Here is a 21,131-nt window from a genome sequence, read left to right as displayed (position 1 = left end):
CAGGGTAGGGCTCAGCTCCAGACCGCCCCCACCGGCGTATGCGCCGGGTAGTGCGTGGCCACCTGCGCTTGCAGCAGCTCGCCGCAGGCCAGGGCGTCGGTCAGGGCATGGTGCGCGGAGTACAGTGGCAGGCCGTAGCGCAGGCGGCTATCGGCCAGGCGGATGGAGATGCGCTCGCGGCCACGCAGGCGATCCCACCAACTGACACTGCGTTTGGGATGCACCCGGGCTTCCAGCTCCATGGTGTCGATGATGGGGAAGATCAGCCCTTCGCCCAGGTGCTGGCGCAGGGCCTGGTCGAGGAAGTTGCGCTCGATGTTGCGGTAGTGCGCCACCACCACTTTGCCGGCCAGGGCTTCGAGCAGTTCATCCAGCACATGGGCCAGGCGCGGGGCGTGGCGGATGTCGGAATGGGTGATGTGGTGGAAGGTGACCGATTCGGCGCTCAGCTCGCTGGTGGGTTTGACCACCCAGTAACGGGCATCGCTGCAGCGGATGCGTTGCAGGTTCATCGGCACCAGGCCGAGGCTGACGATGGCGTGTTCACGAGGGTCGAGGCCGGTGGTTTCCACGTCCAGCGCCACCAGCGGCACGTCGGCCAGCGGCGTGTCGGCGGCGATGCAGCCGGCGCCGTAGTAGGCGCGCAGCCGTTCGTCCTGGCTGCTGGCAGCCAGCTCGTCGAACAGTTGCGGCCAGTCCTGGTTCTGGTACGCCGTCATTGTGGCCGGGCGAGTGGCTGGGCCGGATAGCGGAAGCGCAGGAACTTCTGCGCGTTGCTCACCACCTGGAAGGCTTCCTTGAGGTGGTGACGCTCGCTGGAGCTGAATTTCTCCGGCTCGACGTAATTGTCCGGCGGGTTGCCGGCTTCCACCTCGCGGGCCTGGTGGCGGATGCGCACCAGGCTGAGGAACTCGAAGGCATAGCGCAGGTGATCCAGGGCCTCCTGGGGCAGCAGCTTGGTGGCGGCGATGGCATCGAGGCGCTCCAGCGAGTTCTGCGCCTTGGAGCCGCAGGCCAGGGCGTGCACGCGGATCAGGTCGGTCAAGGGCGCGGTGCCGCGGCCCTTGAGGTTGATGATGTTCTTCTGGCGGCCGTCGGTTTCCATCACGAAGGTGCGGAAGAAGCCCAGTGGCGGTGTGCGGTTGAGCGCGTTGCGCGCCAGCGCGGCGAGGAAGGCCGGCGTGGCACTGGCTTTCTCTGCCAGCATTTCCTTGAGGTTCTCCACCAGCGCGGTCTTGCCGTACACGCCGTCGAGGTCGAAGAAGATGCTGCTGTTGAGCAGAGTCTCCGGGTTGGGCCGTTCGATCCACTCGCTGAAGTACTGCCGCCACACCTTCAGGGGTTGGCGCCATTTCGGGTTGCTGGCCATGATTCCGCCCTTGCAGTAGGCGTAGCCGCAGGCGGACAGGCCGTTGCTGACGAACTGCGCCATTTCGGCGAAGTAGGGGTCGTGCAGTTCCGGGTTGAAGCTGTCGTCGAGCACCAGGGCATTGTCCTGGTCGGTCAGCAGCAGTTGTTCGTCACGGGCCATCGAGCCGGCGATCATGAAGCAGTAAGGCACTGGCGGCGGGCCGAGCTTTTCCTCGGCGAGAATCAGCAGGCGGCGGGTGAAGGCGCGACCGATGCTGCTCATGGCGCGGCCGACCATGTGTGCGCTGGCGTCGTCGGCGACCATGCGCACGAAGGTGGCGTGCAGATCCGGCAGCAGGCTCTTGAGGCCTTCCACCGAGGTCTTGTTGAAGATGCTGTTGACCAGATAGAGGCTGCTGCGTGACTCGTAGCGAATGACGTCGGCAAGGGAAATCATGCCTACCGGACGGCGCCGCTGCAGCACGGGCAGGTGGTGGATGTTGTTGCGCAGCATGCACAGCATGGCCTCGAACACCGACTCGTCGGCCTGTACGGTCACCGGGCCGGGCGTCATCACCTGGCTCACTGGCGTGTCGCCGGGCAGCCCTTCGGCCAGCACACGGGTGCGCAGATCGCGGTCGGTAAGGATGCCGGCCATCACCTGGTTCTGCTGATCGGCCACCTGTACCTGCGCGGGGTTGGGCCAGCGCCTGGCGGGGTTGACGATGATGACCGAGGACACGCTCTGCTCGCTCATCACCTTGGCCACCTGTTGCACGGGCATGTCCAGCGGCACGCTGACCGGCGAACGGCTGATCAGCTTGCGCACCTTAATCTTCATCAGCTCGCTGGCCTTGCCATGACTGTCCTCCAGGGCCGACTTCAGGCGTGACTGGCCTTCGGCTTCGACGAAGTCGGCGAAGCTGTCGAACTGGTCGCAGAGCTGTTGGAACAGCGGGCCGGGGATGAAGTAGATCAGGCTGTCTTCCAGCGCCCTGGCGCCCAGGCGCACCTTGTTGCCGCGCAGCAGGCCGGCCTGGCCGAAGATGTCGCCTTCGGTCAGGCGGTTGTGCAGCTCGCCGCCGCGGCGATGGATTTCCACCGCGCCGCTGCGCACGTAGTGCAGTTCGTGGATCGGTGCGCCGGCAGCGAGAATTTCGCTGCCGGCCTTGAAGTAGCCCACTTGCACCTGGCGGGCGATCTCGTCGAGGGTCTGTTCCGGCAGGTTGTCGAAGGGGGCGAAGCGATTCAGGTGATCGCGAATCTCGATCAGCTCGATCTGCATGGTGGACCTCGCTGGCAGGTTGATATTCAAGGATAAGGGCATAACGATGGGATGTCCTCCTGCAGTGTCGCGATGAGGACAATGCCTGTCAGTACAGACCAAACAAGGAGGGTATATGCAGCATGCGGGCTTCTGGTTGTGCCTGGGGGCGCTGTTATTGCTTGGCGGCGCCACGGTCTTTTACTACAACCGCCTGGTATTCAACCGCCATCGCGTAGCCGAGGCTGCCAGTGGTATCGACGTACAGCTCAAGCGCCGTTCCAGCCTGATTCCGGCACTGGTGGAGTGCGTGCGCCAATACATGAGTTACGAGCAGGGTACGCTGCAGGCGCTGGTGCAGGAGCGTTCACGCGCGGTGCAACTGGCCGACTCGCCGCTGGGCGAGCGCGCGCCGGTCGAGGCGCAACTGAGTAACCAGTTGCGCCAGTTGTTCGCCCTGGTCGAGGCCTATCCCGAGCTCAAGGCCGATGAGCAGTTTCGCGAGTTGCAGGGCAACATCAGCGAGGTCGAAAACCATATCCAGATGGCGCGGCGCTACTACAACGGTGCGGTGCGCGAACTCAACGTGCTGATCGAGTCGGTGCCGAGCAACCTGGTGGCCCGCCTGTTCACTTTCACTCAGGCCGACTACTTCACGCTGGATGACCCGCGTGACGGTCAGTCGCCGAAGCTGGCGTTCTGAGCGGCGCCCTGGCCGCCGGCCTTGCCAGCGCCACGGCTTTTGCCTCTTCACCACCCTCGAGCAGCTCTTCGGGCGGCGGCGGTTCGTCCGGCGGGGGCTGGTAAAGATCCTCTGACGAATGTCGCGGATGTGCGGCGTTCGCTTTTTCTGTCGAGCCTATTGGAGTAGGGTGCCGCCTCGATTCGCCCAGGCGGATGATTGCGAGTGCCAAGGAGAGTGTCATGTCAGGAAGACTGCGAATTCTGCTGTTGCTGTGCTGCTTCTGCGCCTTCAGTGCGCAGGCCGAAGAGGCCATCCAGAGCTATGACGTGCGTCTGCAGGTCGAGCCCAGTGGCGAGGTGCTGGTGACCGAGCGTATCGCCGTCATCGCCGAAGGGCAGCAGATATCGCGTGGCATCTATCGCGACATCCCTACACGCTACAGCCTGGGCAATGGCTTGCTGCGCAGCACGCCATTGACGCTGATTTCGGCCACGCGTGACGGTCAGCCGGAAACCGTCACGCAACAGGCACTGGAGCATGGCGTGCGTCTGCGCCTTGGGCGCGCCGATATCAGGCTGAACCCTGGCGCTTATGTCTACGAACTGACCTACCGCATGGATGCGCAACTGCAGTTTCACGCCCGCGTCGATGAGCTTTACTGGAACGTCACCGGCAACGACTGGCTGCTGCCGATTCGCCGAGCCAGCGTCGAAGTGGTGCTGCCGGAGGGCGCGCAGATCGAGGCCGCTCATGCCTACACCGGCTACCGGGGTTCGCGTGAAGGGGCCTATGAAGTGCTCGAGCAGCAGGACAATCGCCTGCGGCTGGTGACCACGCGCGAGCTGAAGGTGCGTGAAGGTTTCACCGTCGCCACCGCCTGGCAGGCCGGGTTGGTGAGCAGGCCGAGCTGGTGGCAGAACCTGCTCCGGCTGGTCATCGACAACCTGCGCGACATCCTCTCGCTACTGGCGTCCGTTGGCCTGTTTGGGTTCTACGTCGTGCTCTGGTGGAAGCTTGGCAGAGGCCCACGCAAAGGGCTGGTGATTCCGCTGTTCGAGTTGCCCCGCGGCATCAGCCCGGCCATGGCCGGCTACGTCTGGCATCGCGGCCTGGCGGGCGACACGCGTGGGGTGCGGGCGCTGAGCATCATGCTCACCGATCTGGCCATTCGCGGCTGGCTGCGTTTGCAGCGCAACAGCGAAGGCCTGCTGCTGACCCGAGCAGAGGCGCCAGGGGATGCCATTCGTGAAGACGAGCGGCAGGTACTCAATGCGCTCATCACCAGCGAGGATGGCTCGTTGACCCTGGGTAACCGTTATGAACCACGGCTGACCGCGGCCCTCGACGGCTTGCTGCGCAGCTTCGAGGTGATCGAGCAGAACAACTTCGACCGCCATACTGGCGAGTGGCTGGTCGGTGTGTGCTTCGCCTTCATCGCCGGTTTCATCTCACTGGTGACCGCACCTGCGGATTCCGCTGCGACGAGCAATGCATTCTGGTTGATGGTGGTGGGTGTAGCGTTGGGCGCGTGGGGGGTGTCGTTGCTCCGTTCCGCTCCGGCCGGGGCGGGCATATTGCTCGTGCTCCTCATGCTGGTTTTGGCGATCTGCGCCGCGAGCCAGGTGGGTGGCCCGGCCGTGCTGCTGTGCCTGATTCTCTTCGTCATCGTTATGGTGGCGCGCAAGCTCCTGCGCGCGCCCAGCATCGCCGGGCGGCGTCTGCTCGACGAGCTGGAAGGGTATCGCGAGTACCTGAGCCTGGCCGAACAGGACGTGCTGGATAAAGCCGGCCAGGCGCCGGTCATGAGCATCGCGCACTATGAGCGGCACCTGCCTTACGCCATGGCGCTGGGCGTCGAACGGCAGTGGACCGAGCGCTTCACCCACGAGCTGCGCAAGGGCACCCTTGCACCAGTGGAGGTGGACTATGAGCCACAGGCCTTCACACAGATGATGACCTCAGGCGCGGCGCACGGCCTTGCCTGGAATCTGGACAGGGTGCTGATGAGTTCGTCGACGCCACCGCAGGCGCCGCGCTCCTCCGATGACTTTTCTCATTCTGGTGGCGGCGGCTCTGGCTCCGGCTCGTCCGCATCCCGTGGCGGCGGCTCGTCGGGCGGCGGAGCGGGTGGCGGCGGTGGAGGCGGCTGGTAGCCCTTCAGCTCCAGTTCCAGCGGCTTTCCGCTACCGCATCGTGGGCGTGCAGGCTCTCGGCATGCGCGACCTTGAGGCGGAAGCCGCTGGCCTGCGGCAACTGGCGCAGGGCGCGATGCAGGCGGCGTGCGGCGTCTTCGCAGAACATCAGGTTCTGCCCGTTGGCCAGGGCGAAGGCCTGTTCGTCGGCGCGTTTCACTGCGGTCTGCACGGGGGTGCCGAGCGCCTGTTCGGCGCTGTCGACCAGCGCCAGCAGAGGCAGGTCGTTGCACTCCGGGTTCAGGCGCAGGCGCAGCGTCGCCGTGCTGCGCTGGCTGTGCGGCGTGGCGACGATGCCCTGGGTCGAGCCGAGCCAGTCGAGCACCTCCAGATAATCCAGTGGCTGCTGCGCGAAGCTTTCGGCGAAACGCTGCTGGATCAACTGTCGCGCCAGCGCCGCCGAACAGGGGCAGGTGGACGAGTAGGTGACCTCCACCTGCAACTCGATGCTCACACCACGGCCGTCCTGGCGTGCGTGAAGCTCGAATGGATAGGTCTTCCAGCCATGCAGCGGGCTGACCAGTGCCGGACGCTTGAGCGGCACCTCACCGCGCAGGGTCAGCGAGGCACTGTCGGACAACGCCTGGTGGCTGCCCAGGCAGTCGTCCAGCACTTGCAGCAGCGCTGACACCTTCAGTTCCTGATGCTCCAGACGCTGCGCCGCCAGATACAGGCGCGACATGTGGATGCCACGCGCGCCGGCATCGTCGAGGCTGACGCCGATATCCAGGCTGGCCACCACGGCCTCGCCGGCCAGGCGAACGGGCAGGGCGATGCCGGCCATGCCGACCCAGTCCAGGGCCAGGTCGTGATGGGTGGGTTGAGCGGCGATATCGGGCAAGGTCTGTTCGTTCATCGCAAATCCGTGGGTTGTTCTCAGGATTAAATGTTATGTTATAACAATTGAAACAAGCCAGCCGATTTGCCATGACTCTGATGACCGGGCTTACCCAAGCCGAGCTGCTGGCCCAGCCAGCCGATGACTATATGAACGATGCCCAGCAGCGCTTCTTCCGCGAGCTGCTGCTGGCCCAGCGTGCCGAATTGCAGGCACGCATCGATGACGAGTTCACCCAACTGCGCGAACCCGACAACAGCAGCGACGTGGCCGATATCGGTGCTGCCGAGGAACAACGGCAATGGCAGCTACGCCTGCTGGAGCGGGAAAAGAAGCTGCTGGACAAGATCGACCAGGCGCTCGAACGCCTGGCGCGTGGCGAATATGGCTGGTGTGCCGAAACCGGCGAAGCCATCGGCCTGAAACGCCTGCTGCTGCGCCCGACCGCGACCCTGTGCATCGAAGCCAAGGAGCGCCAGGAGCAGCGCGAAAAACATCAGCGTGACCGTGACTGAACGAGGAATCTCCCCATGAACCCGCGTCTACCCGTAACCGTGCTCTCCGGCTTTCTCGGCGCCGGCAAGAGCACTCTACTCAACCATGTGCTGAAGAACCGCGAAGGCCTCAAGGTCGCGGTGATCGTCAACGACATGAGCGAAATCAACATCGACGGCAGCGAAGTGCAGCGTGACGTCAGCCTCAACCGCGCCGAAGAGAAGCTGGTGGAGATGAGCAACGGCTGCATCTGCTGCACCCTGCGTGAAGACCTGCTCGAGGAGGTCGCGCGCCTGGCCAGCGACGGCCGCTTCGACTACCTGCTGATCGAATCCACCGGCATCAGCGAGCCGCTGCCGGTGGCCGAGACCTTCACCTTCCGTGACGAGCAGGGCCGCAGCCTGTCCGACCTGGCGCGGCTGGACACCATGGTCACCGTGGTCGACGGGGTGAACTTCCTGCGCGACTTCCATGCCGCCGACAGCCTGGCCAGCCGTGGCGAGACCCTGGGCGAGGAGGACGAACGCTCGATCACCGACCTGCTGATCGAGCAGGTGGAATTCGCCGACGTCATCCTCATCAGCAAGATCGACCTGATCAGTCAGGCCGAGCGTGAGGAGCTGATGGCCATTCTGCGTGGGCTCAACACCCACGCCGACATCCAGGCCATGAGCATGGGCCAGATCGCCCTGGACAAGATCCTCGACACCGGCCGCTTCGACTTCGAGCGCGCCTCGCAGGCGCCCGGCTGGCTCAAGGAACTGCGCGGCGAGCACGTGCCGGAAACCGAGGAATACGGCATCGCCTCCAGCGCCTACCGCGCGCGCCGGCCCTTCCATCCGCAGCGCTTCTTCGACTTCCTCTCGCAGGAATGGAGCAATGGTCGCCTGCTGCGCTCCAAGGGCTTCTTCTGGCTGGCCAGCAAATACCAGGAAGCCGGTAGCTGGTCGCAGGCCGGTGGGCTGATGCGCCATGGCCTGGCCGGGCGCTGGTGGCGCTTCGTGCCCAAGCAGCACTGGCCGCAGGACGAGGAAGGCCTGCAGGCGATCATGCAGCACTGGAGCAAAGAGGTCGGTGATTGCCGCCAGGAGCTGGTATTCATCGGCCAGAACATCGACTTCGCCCGGCTCAGCCGCGAGCTGGACGACTGTCTGCTGAGCGATGCGGAAATGGCCGGCGGCCCGGATGCCTGGCGCCTGCTCGCCGACCCCTTCGGCCCCTGGCAGCAGGAGGCGGCCTGATGCACGCGCTGAAACTGCCGCCAGCGCCGCGCCAGGTGCTGGCCGAGGATATCCAGGTGCTCGGCGAGGTGCTGCAAGACGGCGTCAACCTGGCCGTCTGGCAGCGCCGCCTGCCGGCACAGATCGCCGACTTTGCCGAGGCGCTGCTGGCCCAGGGTGAGCCGCTGGCGCAGTCCATGACCCTGGAGCTGGCGCAGGCCGACAGTGAGCCGAACCTGCCCGGCCTGGTGGCGCAATACGCCGATCTGCCGGGCCAGGCGGCCTTTCTCGACGATGTTGCCTGGCTGGTGCGCGCCTATGCCTGCCTGCTCGACGCCCGGCGCATCGGCCTGCGCCTGCGCGCACTGGACAAGGCCATGTGCCCGCGTTTCCACGTCGACCATGTGCCGCTCAGGCTGATCACCAGCTACGCCGGTGTTGGCAGCCACTGGCTGGCGGAGGGCGCCATGCCGCGTAGCGGGCTCGGCCAGGCGGCCGCCGAGCCGCAGGACGCGCGCCTGATCCAGCGCCTGGAGGCCGGACATGTGGCATTGGCCAAGGGCGAGAAATGGCAGGGCAACGAAGGGCGCGGGCTGATTCACCGCTCGCCGCAGCCGCCGGCGGGCGAGCGGCGTTTGCTGCTGACTCTGGACTGGCTGGCCTGAGCGACATCTCTGTCGACGGCGCTCCGTAGGGTGTCGCGGGGCCGCCTAGGCTGTGTGCACCGAGCAACCGTCGTGGTGGTGCGCACGGCGCACCCTACATCTCGTCCGCAGCTTGGATGCCGGGCAAAAAAATAGGCCGGAGCAACTGCCCCGGCCTTAAGCACCAAGAGATCATGCCGACGCGTGACTCGGCACGAGGGTTACATGAGGTACCCGACCGTCATTAGGCGCTCTTTGGGTGACACTTTGATGTCAGGGCTCGATCCATTTGCCCTGGTACTGGTTGGTGCAGGCCGGTTGCAGGTACGCCGCATCGCTGGCCACGCCGTAGTAGTGGATGTCCTGGCGGTACAGCCCGCTGCCAGCCTGGGCTTCCTGGCAGATGCCGTAGGCCCCTTCTGGGCAATGCTCGACAAACTCCACCTCGACCTTCTGGCCCTGTAACTGTGGTTGGCAGAAGCCTTCGCGGAACAGCGTGGCGGGGATGTTGCGGTTCTCCTGGCAGACCTTCACGTCCAGGCGCTCGGCCTGGCTGTGCACCACGCAGGCGTCGGCCAGGGCCAGGCCTGGCAGGAGAGAGAACAGCAACAGCCATGCACGCATCGTATGAGCTTCCTCGAAAATTTCCGGCGAATCTAGCATGCCGCCCCGTTGCAGTCTGTGCATTGAAGCGCCGACCATAGCGGCATGCTCAGCCAAATCCCCACCCATCTGATTGCCGGCCCCTTGGGCGCCGGCAAGACCAGCCTGATCCGTCACCTGCTGGCGCAGAAGCCAGCAGGCGAGCGTTGGGCGGTGCTGATCAACGAATTCGGTCAGATCGGCCTGGACGCTGCCTTGCTGGAGCAAGGCGATGACGGCATCACCCTGGCCGAGGTGGCCGGTGGCTGCCTGTGCTGCGTCAATGGTGCGCCGTTTCAGGTTGGCCTCGGCCGTCTGCTGCGCAAGGCCAGGCCTGATCGATTGCTGATCGAGCCCTCCGGCCTGGGCCATCCGGCGCAGTTGCTGGCGCAGTTGCGTCAGCCCCCCTGGCTCGGGGTGCTGGCCGTGCAACCGGCGTTGATGGTGCTGGACGCCGCTGCGCTGGCGGCCGGTGAGTCATTGCCCGATGTGCAGCAGCAGGCGTTGGGGGAAGTGGGCCTGTTGCTGTTGAACAAGAGCGCAGGCGTGGACGAGGCGACGCGGGCGCGGATTGCTGCGCAACTGCCGCCCGTGCCGCTGTGCTGGTGCGAGCACGGCCAGCTCGACCTGGCCGCGTTGCCGGGGCTGGCGGCGCAGGCTTCGCCCGTCGCGGTGAAGGCCGAGTTACCCAGCGCCGCGCCGGGCCTGGCGCAGATCTGGCGCAACGCCGCCGAGCCGATCTGCCAGGTGCAGGCCCAGGCCGAGGGCTGGAGCATCGGCTGGCGCTGGCACCCGAGCCAGCGCTTCGACCTCGGGCAGGCCAGTCAGTGGCTGCAGACCCTGCCCTGGCGCCGGGCCAAGGCGGTGCTGCAAGGTGCCGACGGCTGGCGCTCGCTCAATGCCGTACAGGGGCAGGCGCTGCAGGGCTGGAGCCCGAGCGAATGGCGCAAGGATTCGCGGCTGGAATTGATCTTCGATCAGGCGCAGGACGCCGAAGCGCTCAGCGCCTCGTTCGCCGCCTGCCGAATTGCCGCGACTGGCTGATACACTCGCCGCGCGTTCGTCGTTGTGGATACCCTTCATGCAACTGTTGCCCTGGTCTCACGCCACCTCTGCCGGTTTCACCCTGCGTGGCTGGCATACGCCGCCCTCGGGCAGGCCGCTGCTGCATTTCCTGCACGGTAACGGCTATTGCGGGCGGGTCTACACACCGATGCTGGCGCTGCTGGCCGAGGATTTCGACCTCTGGCTGTGTGATGTGCAGGGCCATGGTGACAGCGATCACGGCGGCCGCTTTCACGGCTGGAACCGCAGTGCCGAGCTGGCGGTGGAGGCCTTCGAGGCGTTGCGCGGGCCATTCGGCGCGGTGCCGCGTTTCGCTCTGGGCCACAGTTTCGGTGGGGTGCTGACCAGCCTGATCCTGGCGCGCCACCCCAAGCTGTTCCAGCGCACCGTGCTGCTCGACCCGGTGCTGTTCAGCCCGGCCATGATCGGCGTGATGGCGCTCTCGGACGTGACCGGCCTGGCGCAGCGCACGGGCCTGGCGAAGAAGGCGCGCAAACGTCGGCGGCAGTGGCCGGATCGCGCCAGCGCGCATGCCGCGCTGCACGGTCGGGGCATGTTCAAGGGCTGGGACGAGGCGGCGTTCGCTGCCTATATCGAGCACGCCTTGAAGGAGGTCGACGGTGGCGTCGAGCTCAAGTGCCGGCCGAGCCGCGAAGCGGAGATCTTCGGCTCCTTCCCGCGTCGCCTGTGGCCGTCGCTGGCCAAGGTGCGCACGCCCACCGAGGTCATTCACGGTGCGCATACTTATCCTTTCGTCGCCCGTTCGGTGGCGCGCTGGTGTGCGAGCAATCCACAGGTGCGCGGGCAGGTGGTGCCGGGTGGACATTGCTTCATGCAGGAACGGCCGGGCGACAGCGCCGAGCGCGTGGCCAACTTTCTGCTGCAGCGCGGCTGACGTTCTACTGTGCCTTGCGCCGCCAGTCCTCCAGGCGGATGACGTTGCCCTGGGGCTGCACCGATACCGGCTCGGGCTGCGGTTGCAGCACCGGGTGCGGTTCCAGCTCGATACGCCCGAAATGCGCGCCGAACATGCTGATCTGCCCACGCAGCCGCTGCTCGCCGGTGACGGTGAACTCGAAGTCGTAAAGCCGCGCCAGGCGCCGATGCCCCTTGGCGTCGCGCTCGATGGCCAGGCGGCGCAGGGCCACGGCACCGTCGAGCAGTTCCACGTCGAGCTTGGCGCAGTGCTGCTTGGCGAAGGCCAGGGCCCGCTCGCGAATGCCATGGCCGCGCCACAACCAGGCGCAGGCGGCGGCGAAGAGCATCAACAGGAAGACATCGAACAGGCTGATCATGGTGACTCCGGCTCCGGGAGGCAGAGCTTAGCCTATCTGCCTCACAGTTCTCAGCATAGCCACTTGCCCGGCCGTCGGCTCTGCACTAGCGTTTGCACACTCAACACTGAAAAGGATGTCAGCATCATGCATTGCCCCGCCTGCCGTACCACGCGCCTGCAACCGGCCAAGCTCGAAGATGGCCTGCTCGGCCATGGTTGCCCGCAATGCGCAGGTACCCTGGTCAGCCTGCTGCATTACCGCGACTGGGCCGAACGCCAGCCCGAACAGGAAAACCCGTCGGCGTTGACGGCCGAGGAGGTCGTCAGCGAAACCAGCCATGCCCTGAGCTGCCCCAAGTGTGCCAAGCTGATGAGCAAGTTCCAGATCAGCGGCACCCGCGCCAACCGCCTCGATCTGTGCGGTAGCTGCGACGAGGCCTGGCTGGACAGTGGTGAGTGGCAACTGCTCAAGGCCCTGGAGCTGAGCCAGCGCATGCCGGCGATCTTCACCGAGGCCTGGCAGCGCCAGGTGCGTCAGCAGGCCAGCGAACAGGCACGGCGTGAGCGTTTCAGCCGCATCGCCGGCGAAGAGGCCATCGCCCGCGCCGACGACATTCGCGCCTGGCTCAAGGATCATCCGCAGCGGCGCGAGCTGCTGTTCTACATCGGTCACGACTGAGGGCGTTTCATCCGCGCCGCCTCAGGTCGCGCGCATCAGACCATCGCGGCCCGCGACCTTGGCGGTGCAGAGCGCCGCGCTGCAGCAACTGCTCCAGGGTTTCGCCGGGCGCCACTCGGCCAGGCCGATGCGGGCGAACAGTTAGGTCGCGTGCGCCTGCTGCCTGCAGAGCTGGCTGAATTCGCGCAGTACCGCGTCGCCAGTGGTATGACCGTGGTGGTCGTTGATCTGTTTGAAGTGATCCAGATCGAGCATCGCCAGGCACAGTGGCAGGGCGATCCCGGCATTTTTTGCCGGCGCCCTGCAGTGCTGTCTCGATGGTCAGCCTTTTTCCTCGCTCAGCGCCTGATCAGGCTGCGCTCAGAACGCTCGCACCACCTGCGCCCAGACCCGTGGCGTGCGTGACACGTCGCTTTCGGCATCGGCATTGCCGAGACGCCAGGCGGCGACGGTGCTGATCTGCCAGCCGTTGCTCGCCCACTGGGCACCGAGGCCGGCCCCCGAAAGGCTGCGGTGGTTGTCATCCACAGTCCAGGCGTCCTTGTTCAGGCGCACCTCGCCGTGGTCGACGAAGGTGGATAGCTGCCAGGCCGCGGTGAGGGCGTAGCGCAGCTCGACGTTGGCCAGCCAGCCCTGGTCACCGGAGGCCTCGCCCTGAGGATAGGCGCGCACACCGTAGGCGCCGCCCAGATAGAGTTTTTCCGCGCTGTCCAGGTTGCCATCGGCCCACTGGCCCTGGAGTTGGGTGTAGAGACTGAAGCGATCGCTCAGGCGTTGCAGGCGTACCAGGCTCGGATTGAGCTTGTGAAAGCGGCCGCGGGTGCCGGCAGTGGCGTCGTCGGTGCGTTGGGCCTGGGCGCCGTCGAGGGTCAGGCTGCCCTGGCTCCAGCCGAGGGCGAAGCTGTTGAGCCCGCCGCCGAGCAGGTCGTCACGGCTGTTGCCGTTGAGGGTGAGGGTCACGACGCGGGCATGCTTGTCGCTCTTCTCGCCGAACAGGTCGATATCGTCCTTCAGGCGTTTGTCGTCGTACTGCAGTTGGCCGAACAGGCTGAAGTTGCGCGAGCGCACCAGCGGTTGGATGGCGTAGACGCTGGCGATACGTGCATTGCCGTGCGCGCGTAGATCCTCGAAGTCCTGGCCCAGCTCGTAGTCCATGTCCGAATAGGCGGCGCCGAACTGGGTGGACCAGGGGCCGAGCGGCAACTGGTAGGCCACGCGGCCATAGCGCTGATCCTCGTCGCTGCCCATCGCGCGCAGGCTGAGGCGGTCGCCGAGGTTGAGCGGGTTGTTCAGGTTCAGCGTGCCACCCAGACGGTACTGGCCGACGAAGCGGTTGCCGTAGTTGTCCATGTCCACCGATCCGCTGACCAGCGGAGCCCGTTGCAGATCCACCAGCAGGTCGGTGGTGCCGGTGCTGGCACCGGGGCGCAGGGTCGATTTGACCTCCACGCCGGGCGTGTCGCGTAGCAGGAGCAGGCTGCGTTCCAGCGGCTGGCTTTGCACGGCGTCGCCGCGCTGCAGTGCCGACAACGGCGCTAGGGCGCTGCCACCCAGGCCGAGGGTGTTATCGACGTGGATCTCCCCGTAGCGCCCTTCCAGCACGCTAATCTTCACCACTCCGCCTTCGATCTCCTGGGCGGGCAGGTAGGCGCGTGCCAGCGGATAGCCCTGTTCGCGGTAACGGCGGGTGATGCGGTTGGCGGCTGCCTGCAACTGGCCAACGCTCAGTTCCTGGCCCGGCAGATCGGCCAGCAGGCCCAGCAGCTCCTCGCTGCTCAGCGCACTGTTGCCTTCCAGGATGAAGCCATTGACCTGCAGGCGTGGGCCGGCGTCGGCCGCCGGGTCGGCGGGTGTGTCCGGCAGGTTGAGTGGCAGGGACTGTCGAGGTTCGAGCTGCAGGGGCTGCCGGTCGAGGCCCTGTTGCACCTGACCGGCATCCGGTGCGGTGGCGGCAGCGACGGACAGGCTCAGCAGGGAGGCGGCGAGGCCGCCCAGCACTGGGATCGAACGCATCTTCAGATTCCTTCGGGAAGACGAATGCCGTCATTGAGAATATTGAGCTGTGGAGCGTAAGTGGCCGGTGCGAAGAGTGCCGGTGTCACCATCACCAGCGGCCTGTCGTTATCGCTGGCGGACTGCTTGGCGGCCAACTGTGCAGAAGCCACGCGCGGATCGATGGTATTGCTGCTGTTGTTGGGCAAGGTGCCGATAACGCTGAGCTGGCCATCGACGTAGGTGATGTCGTAGTTGCTCAGGCCGCTGCCTTGGGCGTTGCTGGCGACGATGGCATAGCTACCGGCTGTGGCCTCGGCAGCGGCGCCGCTGCTGGCCAGGTTGACGTTGCTGACCTGGTCGCCCGCCACCAGCCCGGCGGTGCTGAAGCCGCTGAGAATCGCCACTTGGCCGGCGGTCTTGCTGGCATTGCTGGCGGTGATGGTCAGGGCTGCCTTGTCGATGGTCAGGGTGCCGTTGCCGTAAGTGATGTCATAGTTGCCCAGCCCGCTGCCTTGGGCGTTGCTGGCAACGATGGCGTAGTCACCCACGCTGGCATTGAATACCGAGCCCTGGCTGGCGAGATCCACGCCGCTGACCTGGTCGCCTGCAATCAGGCCCGAGGAGGTGAAGCCGCCCAGCGAAGCGGTCTGGCCGTAGGTCTTGCTGGCATTGCTGGCGGTGATGGTCAGGGCTGCCTTGTCGATGGTCAGGGTGCCGTTGCCGTAGGTGATGTCGTAGTTGCCCAGCCCGCTGCCTTGGGCGTTGCTGGCAACGATGGCGTAGTCACCCACGCTGGCATTGAAGACCGTGCCCTGGCTGGTGAGATCCAGGCTGCTGACCTGGTCGCCTGCAATCAGGCCCGAGGAGGTGAAGCCGCCCAGTGAAGCGGTCTGGCCGTAGGTCTTGCTGGCATTGCTGGCGGTGATGGTCAGGGCTGCCTTGTCGATGGTCAGGGTGCCGTTGCCGTAAGTGATGTCATAGTTGCCCAGCCCGCTGCCTTGGGCGTTGCTGGCAACGATGGCGTAGTCACCCACGCTGGCATTGAATACCGAGCCCTGGCTGGCGAGATCCACGCCGCTGACCTGGTCGCCTGCAATCAGGCCCGAGGAGGTGAAGCCGCCCAGCGAAGCGGTCTGGCCGTAGGTCTTGCTGGCATTGCTGGCGGTGATGGTCAGGGCTGCCTTGTCGATGGTCAGGGTGCCGTTGCCGTAGGTGATGTCGTAGTTGCCCAGCCCGCTGCCTTGGGCGTTGCTGGCAACGATGGCGTAGTCACCCACGCTGGCATTGAAGACCGTGCCCTGGCTGGTGAGATCCACGCCGCTGACCTGGTCGCCTGCAATCAGGCCCGAGGAGGTGAAGCCGCCCAGTGAAGCGGTCTGGCCGTAGGTCTTGCTGGCATTGCTGGCGGTGATGGTCAGGGCTGCCTTGTCAATGGTCAGGGTGCCGGCGAGCATCTCGATGTCATAGCCGAACTGGCTGGAATACAGGCCCCCGAGGCGCAAGTTATTTCCACTGTAGGTACCGGCGTTGGCACTGTTGGCGGTGTAGACGGCGCTGCCGGAAACCAGGGCCGGGTCGTAGCCGATGGGGAACACCAGGGTACCGGTGCTGCTGGTGGCGGTGCCGTCGTAGGTCTTGCTGGCGTTGCCAGCACTGACGCTGAGGGCGGTCATGAAGCTGCGCAGCAGCGGCGCACTGTGCCCCTCGTACATCCGCCAGGTGGCGCCGGTGCCGCCAGCGTCGTCGATGCTCCAGCCTGCTGCCACGAAGGGCGCCAGGCTGGTGAGCTGGGCGCTGGTCAGCCCCGACACGCCCGTGGCGTTGCCGGCCCCGACGCCCTGGGCCAGGCCGCTGGTGGTGGTGTTCCAGAAGCTGCCGGTGGCGGTGCCGACATTACTGCCCACCAGGCCGCCGACCGCGCCGACGCTGGAACTGGCCGTGCCCGTGGAGTAGACACGCAGCAGGCTGCCGTCGTTGAACCCCACCAGGCCGCCCGCCGTGGCGCTGCCCTGGGCGCTGCCGGTGGCGTAGCTGTCGCGGATGGTGCCGGTGCTGGCGTTGCTGCCGGCCAGGCCGCCGCCATTGAGGCCGCCACTGGCGCTGCCTGTGGTCAGGGACTCGCTGAGGATCCCGGCGTTGGTGCCGACCAGGGCGCCGACATTGCCCGTGCCGGTGACGCTGGTGTCGCTGCTGACCCGCTCGACCACCCCGGTGGCGGCGTTGTAGCCCGCCAGGGCACCAGCGTAGGTGCCACCGGCCACGCTGCCACCTACGAGGTTGAGGTTGCCGACGTAGCCGGCGTTGTAGCCGAACAGGCCGCTGTAGGTACTGCCGGGGCGGTTGATGGCCAGGCCGCTGATGCGGTGCCCCTGCCCGTCGAGCCGGCCGGTGAAGGGGTTGGCGAGGCTGCCGATGGAGAGGAAACCGGTGCCGCTGTTCCACAACGCGCTGCTGGAGGCGTCGATGTCGCTCGCCAGGACGAAGCGGCTGCCCGCCAGGCTGGTGGAAGCCAGACCCTGCAGGCCGTAGACATCGGCGATGCGGTACGGCATGGCGACACTGCCGTCGCCGCCCAGGGCGCGTACGAAGGTGGCGCTGGGGCTGAGGCGGAAGTCGCTGACGCTGAAGCTGGGCAGACTGGCGCCTACCTGGCTCCAGGTGCCGCCAGTGAAATTCAGCACGCCGAGGTTGATGCCGCCGTTGCTGGTCACGGTGCCGGCGGCGGACAGGGTCAGGCTGCCGTTGGCAGCGCCTATGCCATTCCCCAGTACGACGTTGCCGCCATTGCTGGTGCTGAGGGTCAGCCCGGCGGCATCGCCCCAGGTCAGGCGGTCGGCCACGTCGAGGTTGCCACCCGCCGATAGCTGACGGGTGCCGCTGACACTGAAGGCGCCGCCACTGTCGAGGCTCAGCAGGCCGCCGGAACCGAGCTCGGTGTCCAGGCTGTAACTGGCGGCGCTGGCGGCCAGATAGAGGCCGTAGGCGCTGCTGGTGAGGGTGGCGAAGTCGCTGGACGAGAGGAAGGCGAGGTCGGTGTCGGCGTAGCTACCCCGGGCGGCCAGATAGCGGTTGCGGGTTGCCGAGAGGCTGCCTTGGCCGGTGACCAGACGGGCTGCGGAGCCATAGACATCCAGCCCCTGGACGCCGTTGGTGCCGATCACGTCGCCAAAGGCGGCACCGGTGTCGGCGTTGCCGTCCAGGTAGACGATGGCGCCGTTCCCATCCAGGCCGCTGGCGTCGCTGAGGATGTAGTAGTAGCCGTCCGCCCCACTGCTGCCGCTGCCGATGGCCACGCCGCCGGACACGGCAGTCAGGGTTGCGCCGGCCAGGGAGGTGCTGCCGGCATTGCTGAAGGCCTTGCCGCTGATGGCGATGGGCGTGGTGTTGTAGCGCCAGGTGAAGTACGGGTAGAGGTTGGTGCCGGTGCCCCAGAGGGGCGACGAGAAACCGGAAGGCAGCCCGCCCTGGAGCTGTGCGGTGGTGCGCCCGGTCATGCCGCCCGCCAACCCGCCTGCAGTGCCTTGAAGCTGGCCACTGGTCTGGGTGTTCCAGTAGACGTTGCTGATGGCGCCATTGGCGCCGTTGTTGTAGCCGACGAACCCGCCTGTCTGGCTGCCACCGGCGACGTAGCCGGTGGAGTAGCTGTTGGCGATGGTGCCGTTGACGAAATTGACCCCGGCGAAGCCGCCGATGTTGCTGGCGGAGCCCTGGCCGATCACCGCGCCGATGGCGTAGGAGTCGGTGATGCTGCCTTCGTTGTGGCCGACGAAGCCGCCGACCGGCCCCGACGACGCCCTCACCGTGCCGGTGGCGTAGGACTGGCTGATGGAGCCGCCATCGCCGCTGTAGCCGTTGGCGCCCACCAGGCCGCCGACATAGCCGAGGTTTGCGCTCGTGTTGGTGCCGGTGACGTTACCGGTGGCATAGGAGCGGGTGATGCTGCCGCCGTTGACGTTGAAGCCGACCAGGCCACCGACCTGGTAGCCGGCTCCGGTGACATTGCCGGTGGCGGAGGCATCGGCGATGGCGCCGCCGTCGTTGGTGCCCACCAGCCCGCCGGTGTTGGCTTCGCTGGTACTGGTGCCGCTGACCGTGGTGCTGGCCGATGCGTTGCCGAGGGTGCCGCCCAGCATGTAGCCGACCAGGGCGCCGACGCCGTCGTTGCCGGTGACGCTGCCGCCCAGCAGTTTCACGTTGGCCAGGGTCGCATTGGCGGTGTAGCCGAACAGGCCGACATAGTTAGTGGCCGTCCGGTTGATGGCCAGGCCGCTGATACTGTGGCCCTGCCCATTGAAGCTGCCGGTGAACTGCTGTGCGTTGTTGCCGATCGGGCGCAAGCCCGACGCGCCCCACACTTCACCGTAGTAGCCGCCGCTGGCAGCCATGACACTGGCCAGGCTCAGGTCGGTGCCCAGGCGGTAATTGGCTGTCAGGTCCAGCCCCATCAGTTGCAGGGCGTGGGGGGTGAAGAGGGTCGTGGAGTATTCGTTGCGCAGCATCGGCCGGGTATCGCCTTCGAACATCACCCACATGTTGGTGAAGTCGAAGCCGGTGTAGGCCGACTGGTTGCGCACGGCGCTGGTCAGGCCGGTACCGCCACCCAGGGAGCTGGACTGGCCGGTGCTGTTGATGTCCCAGTAGCTGGTGTTGACGGTGATGGTGGGCAGGTAGCCGCCACCGATCAGGCCGCCCGTGGTGGTGTAGCCGGTGACCTTGCCGCTGGCGTAGGTGTTGGTCAGCGTCGCGCTGGAGATCACCTCGCCCAGCAGCCCACCCGCAAACGCACTGGTGTTGCTGACCGTGGCGGTGACCGAGCCGGTGGCATAGGAGTCGGCCATGGCAATGCTCTGCACGCTGCCCGCCAGCCCGCCCACCACGGTCAGGCCAGTCACGTCGGCGGCTGAGGACGAGTAGCGGATGATGCCGTTGTTCACCGTGCCGGCCAGGCCGCCGACGAAGGCCCCGGAGCCGGACACGCTGCCGGTCATGTGGACGTTGCTGAGGGTGCCGCCAAGGGTGGCGGCGATACCGCCGACGTTCATCTGGCCGGTGATGCGGGCATTCGACAGGGTCAGGTCACGGACGTTGCCGCTCACGGTGCGGAACAGCCCGACGTCGCTCTCCGACCCGCGGTTGATGGTCAGCTTGTCGATGCTGTGGCCAAGGCCGGCGAAGTTGGTGCTCGCCCCGTCCAGCGGGTTGAAGCCGGCGCCACCGTTCCAGCCCGCGGTGGCGCTGGCGTCGATGTCGTTGCCCAGGGCGTAGAAGCCCGTGCTGGTGATGTTCTGCAACGCGCCGATGTCATGGATCAGGACGTAGCCGGTGCCCGCCAGGCTGAGGCTGGCGTTGCTGCCGGACAGGGTCACGCGGGCGCCCTTGTTCAGGCTGTAGCTGCCGCTGTAGGACATGGACAGCCCGGCGTTGTTGCCGGTGGCGGTGATGTCCTTGTTGATGATGATGCTGCCGGCGGCGTTGAGCGCCAGCACGGTGTTGGCGTTCCAGCTGATGGGCGCGTCCACGGTGATGTTGCCGGCCTGGCTGCCGCCGACGCCGGTGGTCACCGTCACCCCGGTGCTGGCCAGGGCGTTGGTGAGGGTGGTGACGTTGAGCACGCTGTCGTTGGCGTTGCCGTTGAAGCCGCCCATGCCGGAGCTGGTGGCGTTGGAAATGGTCACGTTGTAGGGGTCGATCAGCCACTCGCCGGTCTTGCCCTTGGGCGCCAGGGTGGTGACCTTCACGTCGTCGGCGATCTGCACGTGCGCACCGCTGGTTTCGATGAAACCGCCGTTGCCACCGTTGGGGGCACTGGCATCGAGGGTGCCGGCCACCTTGACCACGCCACCGTCGAAGTCGCCCATGAGCATGATCTTGCCGTCCTTCTGGCCCAGGGTGCGGGCCTCGATGACGCCGGTGTTGTTGACCACGGTCTTGAGCAGCGCATCGCCTGCGTCGGCGGTGAGCAGCACCTTGCCGCCATCGGCGCGGATCAGCTTGTGGTTCTCCACCAGCGCATCCGCCGCCGCCTCGTCCACCTGCACCTTGAGCAGGCCATCGCCGGCGAAGTCCAGGGTCATGGCATTGCCGGCCGCCAGGGTGACCGAGCCCTGGTTGGCGACGACCACGCCATTGTTGCTTACCGTGCCGCCGAGCAGCGCCACTGCACCCCCGTCGGCCTGGATGCTGCCCTCATTGACCACGGCGGCAGGGCTGCCGTCACCCTTGAAGCGGTAATGGCCCCGGTCGAAGTCCTCGACCGCAATATCCAGGCTCGACGCGACCAGACCACCGACGTTGACGCTGGCGCTCTCGCCGAACAGCACGCCGTTGGGGTTGACCAGGAACACGCGGCCGTTGGCATCGAGCTGGCCCATGATCTTCGAGCCATCGCTGCCCACCACGCGGTTGAGGGCAATGGCGTCGCTGCCGGGCTGATTGAAGGTCACCTTGTTGCCGGCACCGATATCGAAGCTCTGCCAGTCGATGGCCAGCTTGGTGCTGGACTGGTCGATGACCATCTGCTGGCCGTTGGGCTGGTTGATCGTGCCGCTACCGGACACCACCTGCCCTCCCGTGGGCAGGTCAGCGGCGGCTGCCGGGCCGGCCAGCAGCAGGCTGGCCGCCAGCACAGCCCCGGCGCCTTTGCCGCGTCGCCGGGCATGCTCGTCAGCGACGCTCCAGGCGCCATTGCAAGGGTTCCAGACGAGAGCGTAGGCACGGTTCATGACAGCCTTCCTGTGGTTGGCGATGTTTTGCGTTGGATGTGGGCTCGCCCACAGTCTCGCGCAC

The 21,131-nt window shown here is 66.4% G+C and carries 15 protein-coding genes and 1 pseudogene; 8 read left to right on the top strand and 8 right to left on the bottom strand.

Annotated elements, in window-relative coordinates:
- Positions 1-11 precede the first annotated feature (11 nt).
- Positions 12-719, bottom strand: coding sequence for a 3'-5' exonuclease (locus PVE35_RS25090; protein ID WP_268180029.1), 708 nt, complete (start codon positions 717-719; stop codon positions 12-14).
- Positions 716-2,635 carry a DUF294 nucleotidyltransferase-like domain-containing protein gene (locus PVE35_RS25085; protein WP_268180027.1) on the bottom strand — a complete coding sequence of 640 codons (1,920 nt, stop codon included), beginning with the start codon at positions 2,633-2,635 and terminating at the stop codon, positions 716-718. Before PVE35_RS25085 ends, PVE35_RS25090 begins: the two co-directional genes overlap by 4 nt.
- A gap of 115 nt (positions 2,636-2,750) precedes the next feature.
- Between PVE35_RS25085 and PVE35_RS25080 the strand changes: the two genes are divergently transcribed.
- The gene (locus tag PVE35_RS25080) at positions 2,751-3,317 is read left to right on the top strand and encodes a LemA family protein (RefSeq protein ID WP_268180025.1); all 567 of its coding nucleotides are present in this window, start codon (positions 2,751-2,753) and stop codon (positions 3,315-3,317) included.
- 221 nt (positions 3,318-3,538) lie between these two features.
- Positions 3,539-5,452 carry a DUF2207 domain-containing protein gene (locus tag PVE35_RS25075; protein WP_277373341.1) on the top strand — a complete coding sequence of 638 codons (1,914 nt, stop codon included), beginning with the start codon at positions 3,539-3,541 and terminating at the stop codon, positions 5,450-5,452.
- Between the two features lie 4 nt (positions 5,453-5,456).
- Here the strand turns inward: PVE35_RS25075 and folE2 are convergent, their stop codons facing one another.
- A complete protein-coding gene (gene folE2 / locus PVE35_RS25070) occupies positions 5,457-6,347 on the bottom strand; it encodes a GTP cyclohydrolase FolE2 (protein WP_268180021.1) in 891 nt (296 codons plus the stop codon).
- Positions 6,348-6,418: 71 nt separating this feature from the next.
- Between folE2 and dksA the strand changes: the two genes are divergently transcribed.
- Genes dksA through PVE35_RS25055 form a run of 3 tightly spaced genes read left to right on the top strand, consistent with a single transcriptional unit; the run spans position 6,419 to position 8,709 of the window.
- Positions 6,419-6,844 carry an RNA polymerase-binding protein DksA gene (gene dksA / locus PVE35_RS25065; protein ID WP_268180019.1) on the top strand — a complete coding sequence of 142 codons (426 nt, stop codon included), beginning with the start codon at positions 6,419-6,421 and terminating at the stop codon, positions 6,842-6,844.
- 15 nt (positions 6,845-6,859) lie between these two features.
- Positions 6,860-8,065, top strand: coding sequence for a zinc metallochaperone GTPase ZigA (gene zigA, locus PVE35_RS25060; RefSeq protein ID WP_268180017.1), 1,206 nt, complete (start codon positions 6,860-6,862; stop codon positions 8,063-8,065).
- Positions 8,065-8,709 (top strand): DUF1826 domain-containing protein, encoded by a 645-nt coding sequence (locus PVE35_RS25055; RefSeq protein WP_277373340.1) that lies wholly within the window; start codon positions 8,065-8,067, stop codon positions 8,707-8,709. The genes zigA and PVE35_RS25055 overlap by 1 nt, the downstream gene beginning before the upstream one ends.
- A gap of 252 nt (positions 8,710-8,961) precedes the next feature.
- On the opposite strand, the gene PVE35_RS25050 is transcribed toward PVE35_RS25055, so the two are convergent.
- Positions 8,962-9,312 (bottom strand): NADH:ubiquinone oxidoreductase, encoded by a 351-nt coding sequence (locus tag PVE35_RS25050; RefSeq protein ID WP_268180014.1) that lies wholly within the window; start codon positions 9,310-9,312, stop codon positions 8,962-8,964.
- A gap of 84 nt (positions 9,313-9,396) precedes the next feature.
- Here PVE35_RS25050 and PVE35_RS25045 point away from each other — a divergent pair, with 84 nt between their 5' ends.
- A complete protein-coding gene (locus tag PVE35_RS25045) occupies positions 9,397-10,374 on the top strand; it encodes a CobW family GTP-binding protein (protein ID WP_277373339.1) in 978 nt (325 codons plus the stop codon).
- Positions 10,375-10,411: 37 nt separating this feature from the next.
- Positions 10,412-11,290: an alpha/beta hydrolase gene (locus tag PVE35_RS25040; RefSeq protein ID WP_268180010.1), complete on the top strand. Its 879-nt coding sequence runs from the start codon at positions 10,412-10,414 to the stop codon at positions 11,288-11,290.
- A gap of 4 nt (positions 11,291-11,294) precedes the next feature.
- Here the strand turns inward: PVE35_RS25040 and PVE35_RS25035 are convergent, their stop codons facing one another.
- Complete coding sequence (locus PVE35_RS25035) at positions 11,295-11,690, bottom strand: DUF3301 domain-containing protein (RefSeq protein WP_268180009.1); 396 nt, start codon at positions 11,688-11,690, stop codon at positions 11,295-11,297.
- Positions 11,691-11,816: 126 nt separating this feature from the next.
- On the opposite strand from PVE35_RS25035, the gene PVE35_RS25030 reads away from it, so the two are divergent.
- Entirely contained in the window at positions 11,817-12,350 is a 534-nt protein-coding gene (locus PVE35_RS25030) for a zf-TFIIB domain-containing protein (RefSeq protein ID WP_268180007.1), read from the top strand.
- A 174-nt stretch (positions 12,351-12,524) separates the two neighbouring features.
- Here the strand turns inward: PVE35_RS25030 and PVE35_RS25025 are convergent.
- From PVE35_RS25025 to PVE35_RS25015, 3 genes and pseudogenes are all read right to left on the bottom strand, one after another.
- A pseudogene (locus tag PVE35_RS25025) lies at positions 12,525-12,626 on the bottom strand (diguanylate cyclase); the annotation flags it as partial.
- Positions 12,627-12,710: 84 nt separating this feature from the next.
- Positions 12,711-14,363 (bottom strand): ShlB/FhaC/HecB family hemolysin secretion/activation protein, encoded by a 1,653-nt coding sequence (locus PVE35_RS25020; protein WP_277373337.1) that lies wholly within the window; start codon positions 14,361-14,363, stop codon positions 12,711-12,713.
- A gap of 2 nt (positions 14,364-14,365) precedes the next feature.
- A complete protein-coding gene (locus PVE35_RS25015; RefSeq protein ID WP_277373336.1) occupies positions 14,366-21,067 on the bottom strand; it encodes an MBG domain-containing protein in 6,702 nt (2,233 codons plus the stop codon).
- Between the last annotated feature and the right edge of the window lie 64 nt (positions 21,068-21,131).

The sequence above is a fragment of the Pseudomonas sp. AA-38 genome, from assembly GCF_029457475.1.
Lineage (GTDB): Bacteria > Pseudomonadota > Gammaproteobacteria > Pseudomonadales > Pseudomonadaceae > Aquipseudomonas.
This window is presented reverse-complemented; position numbering and strand designations above follow the sequence as displayed.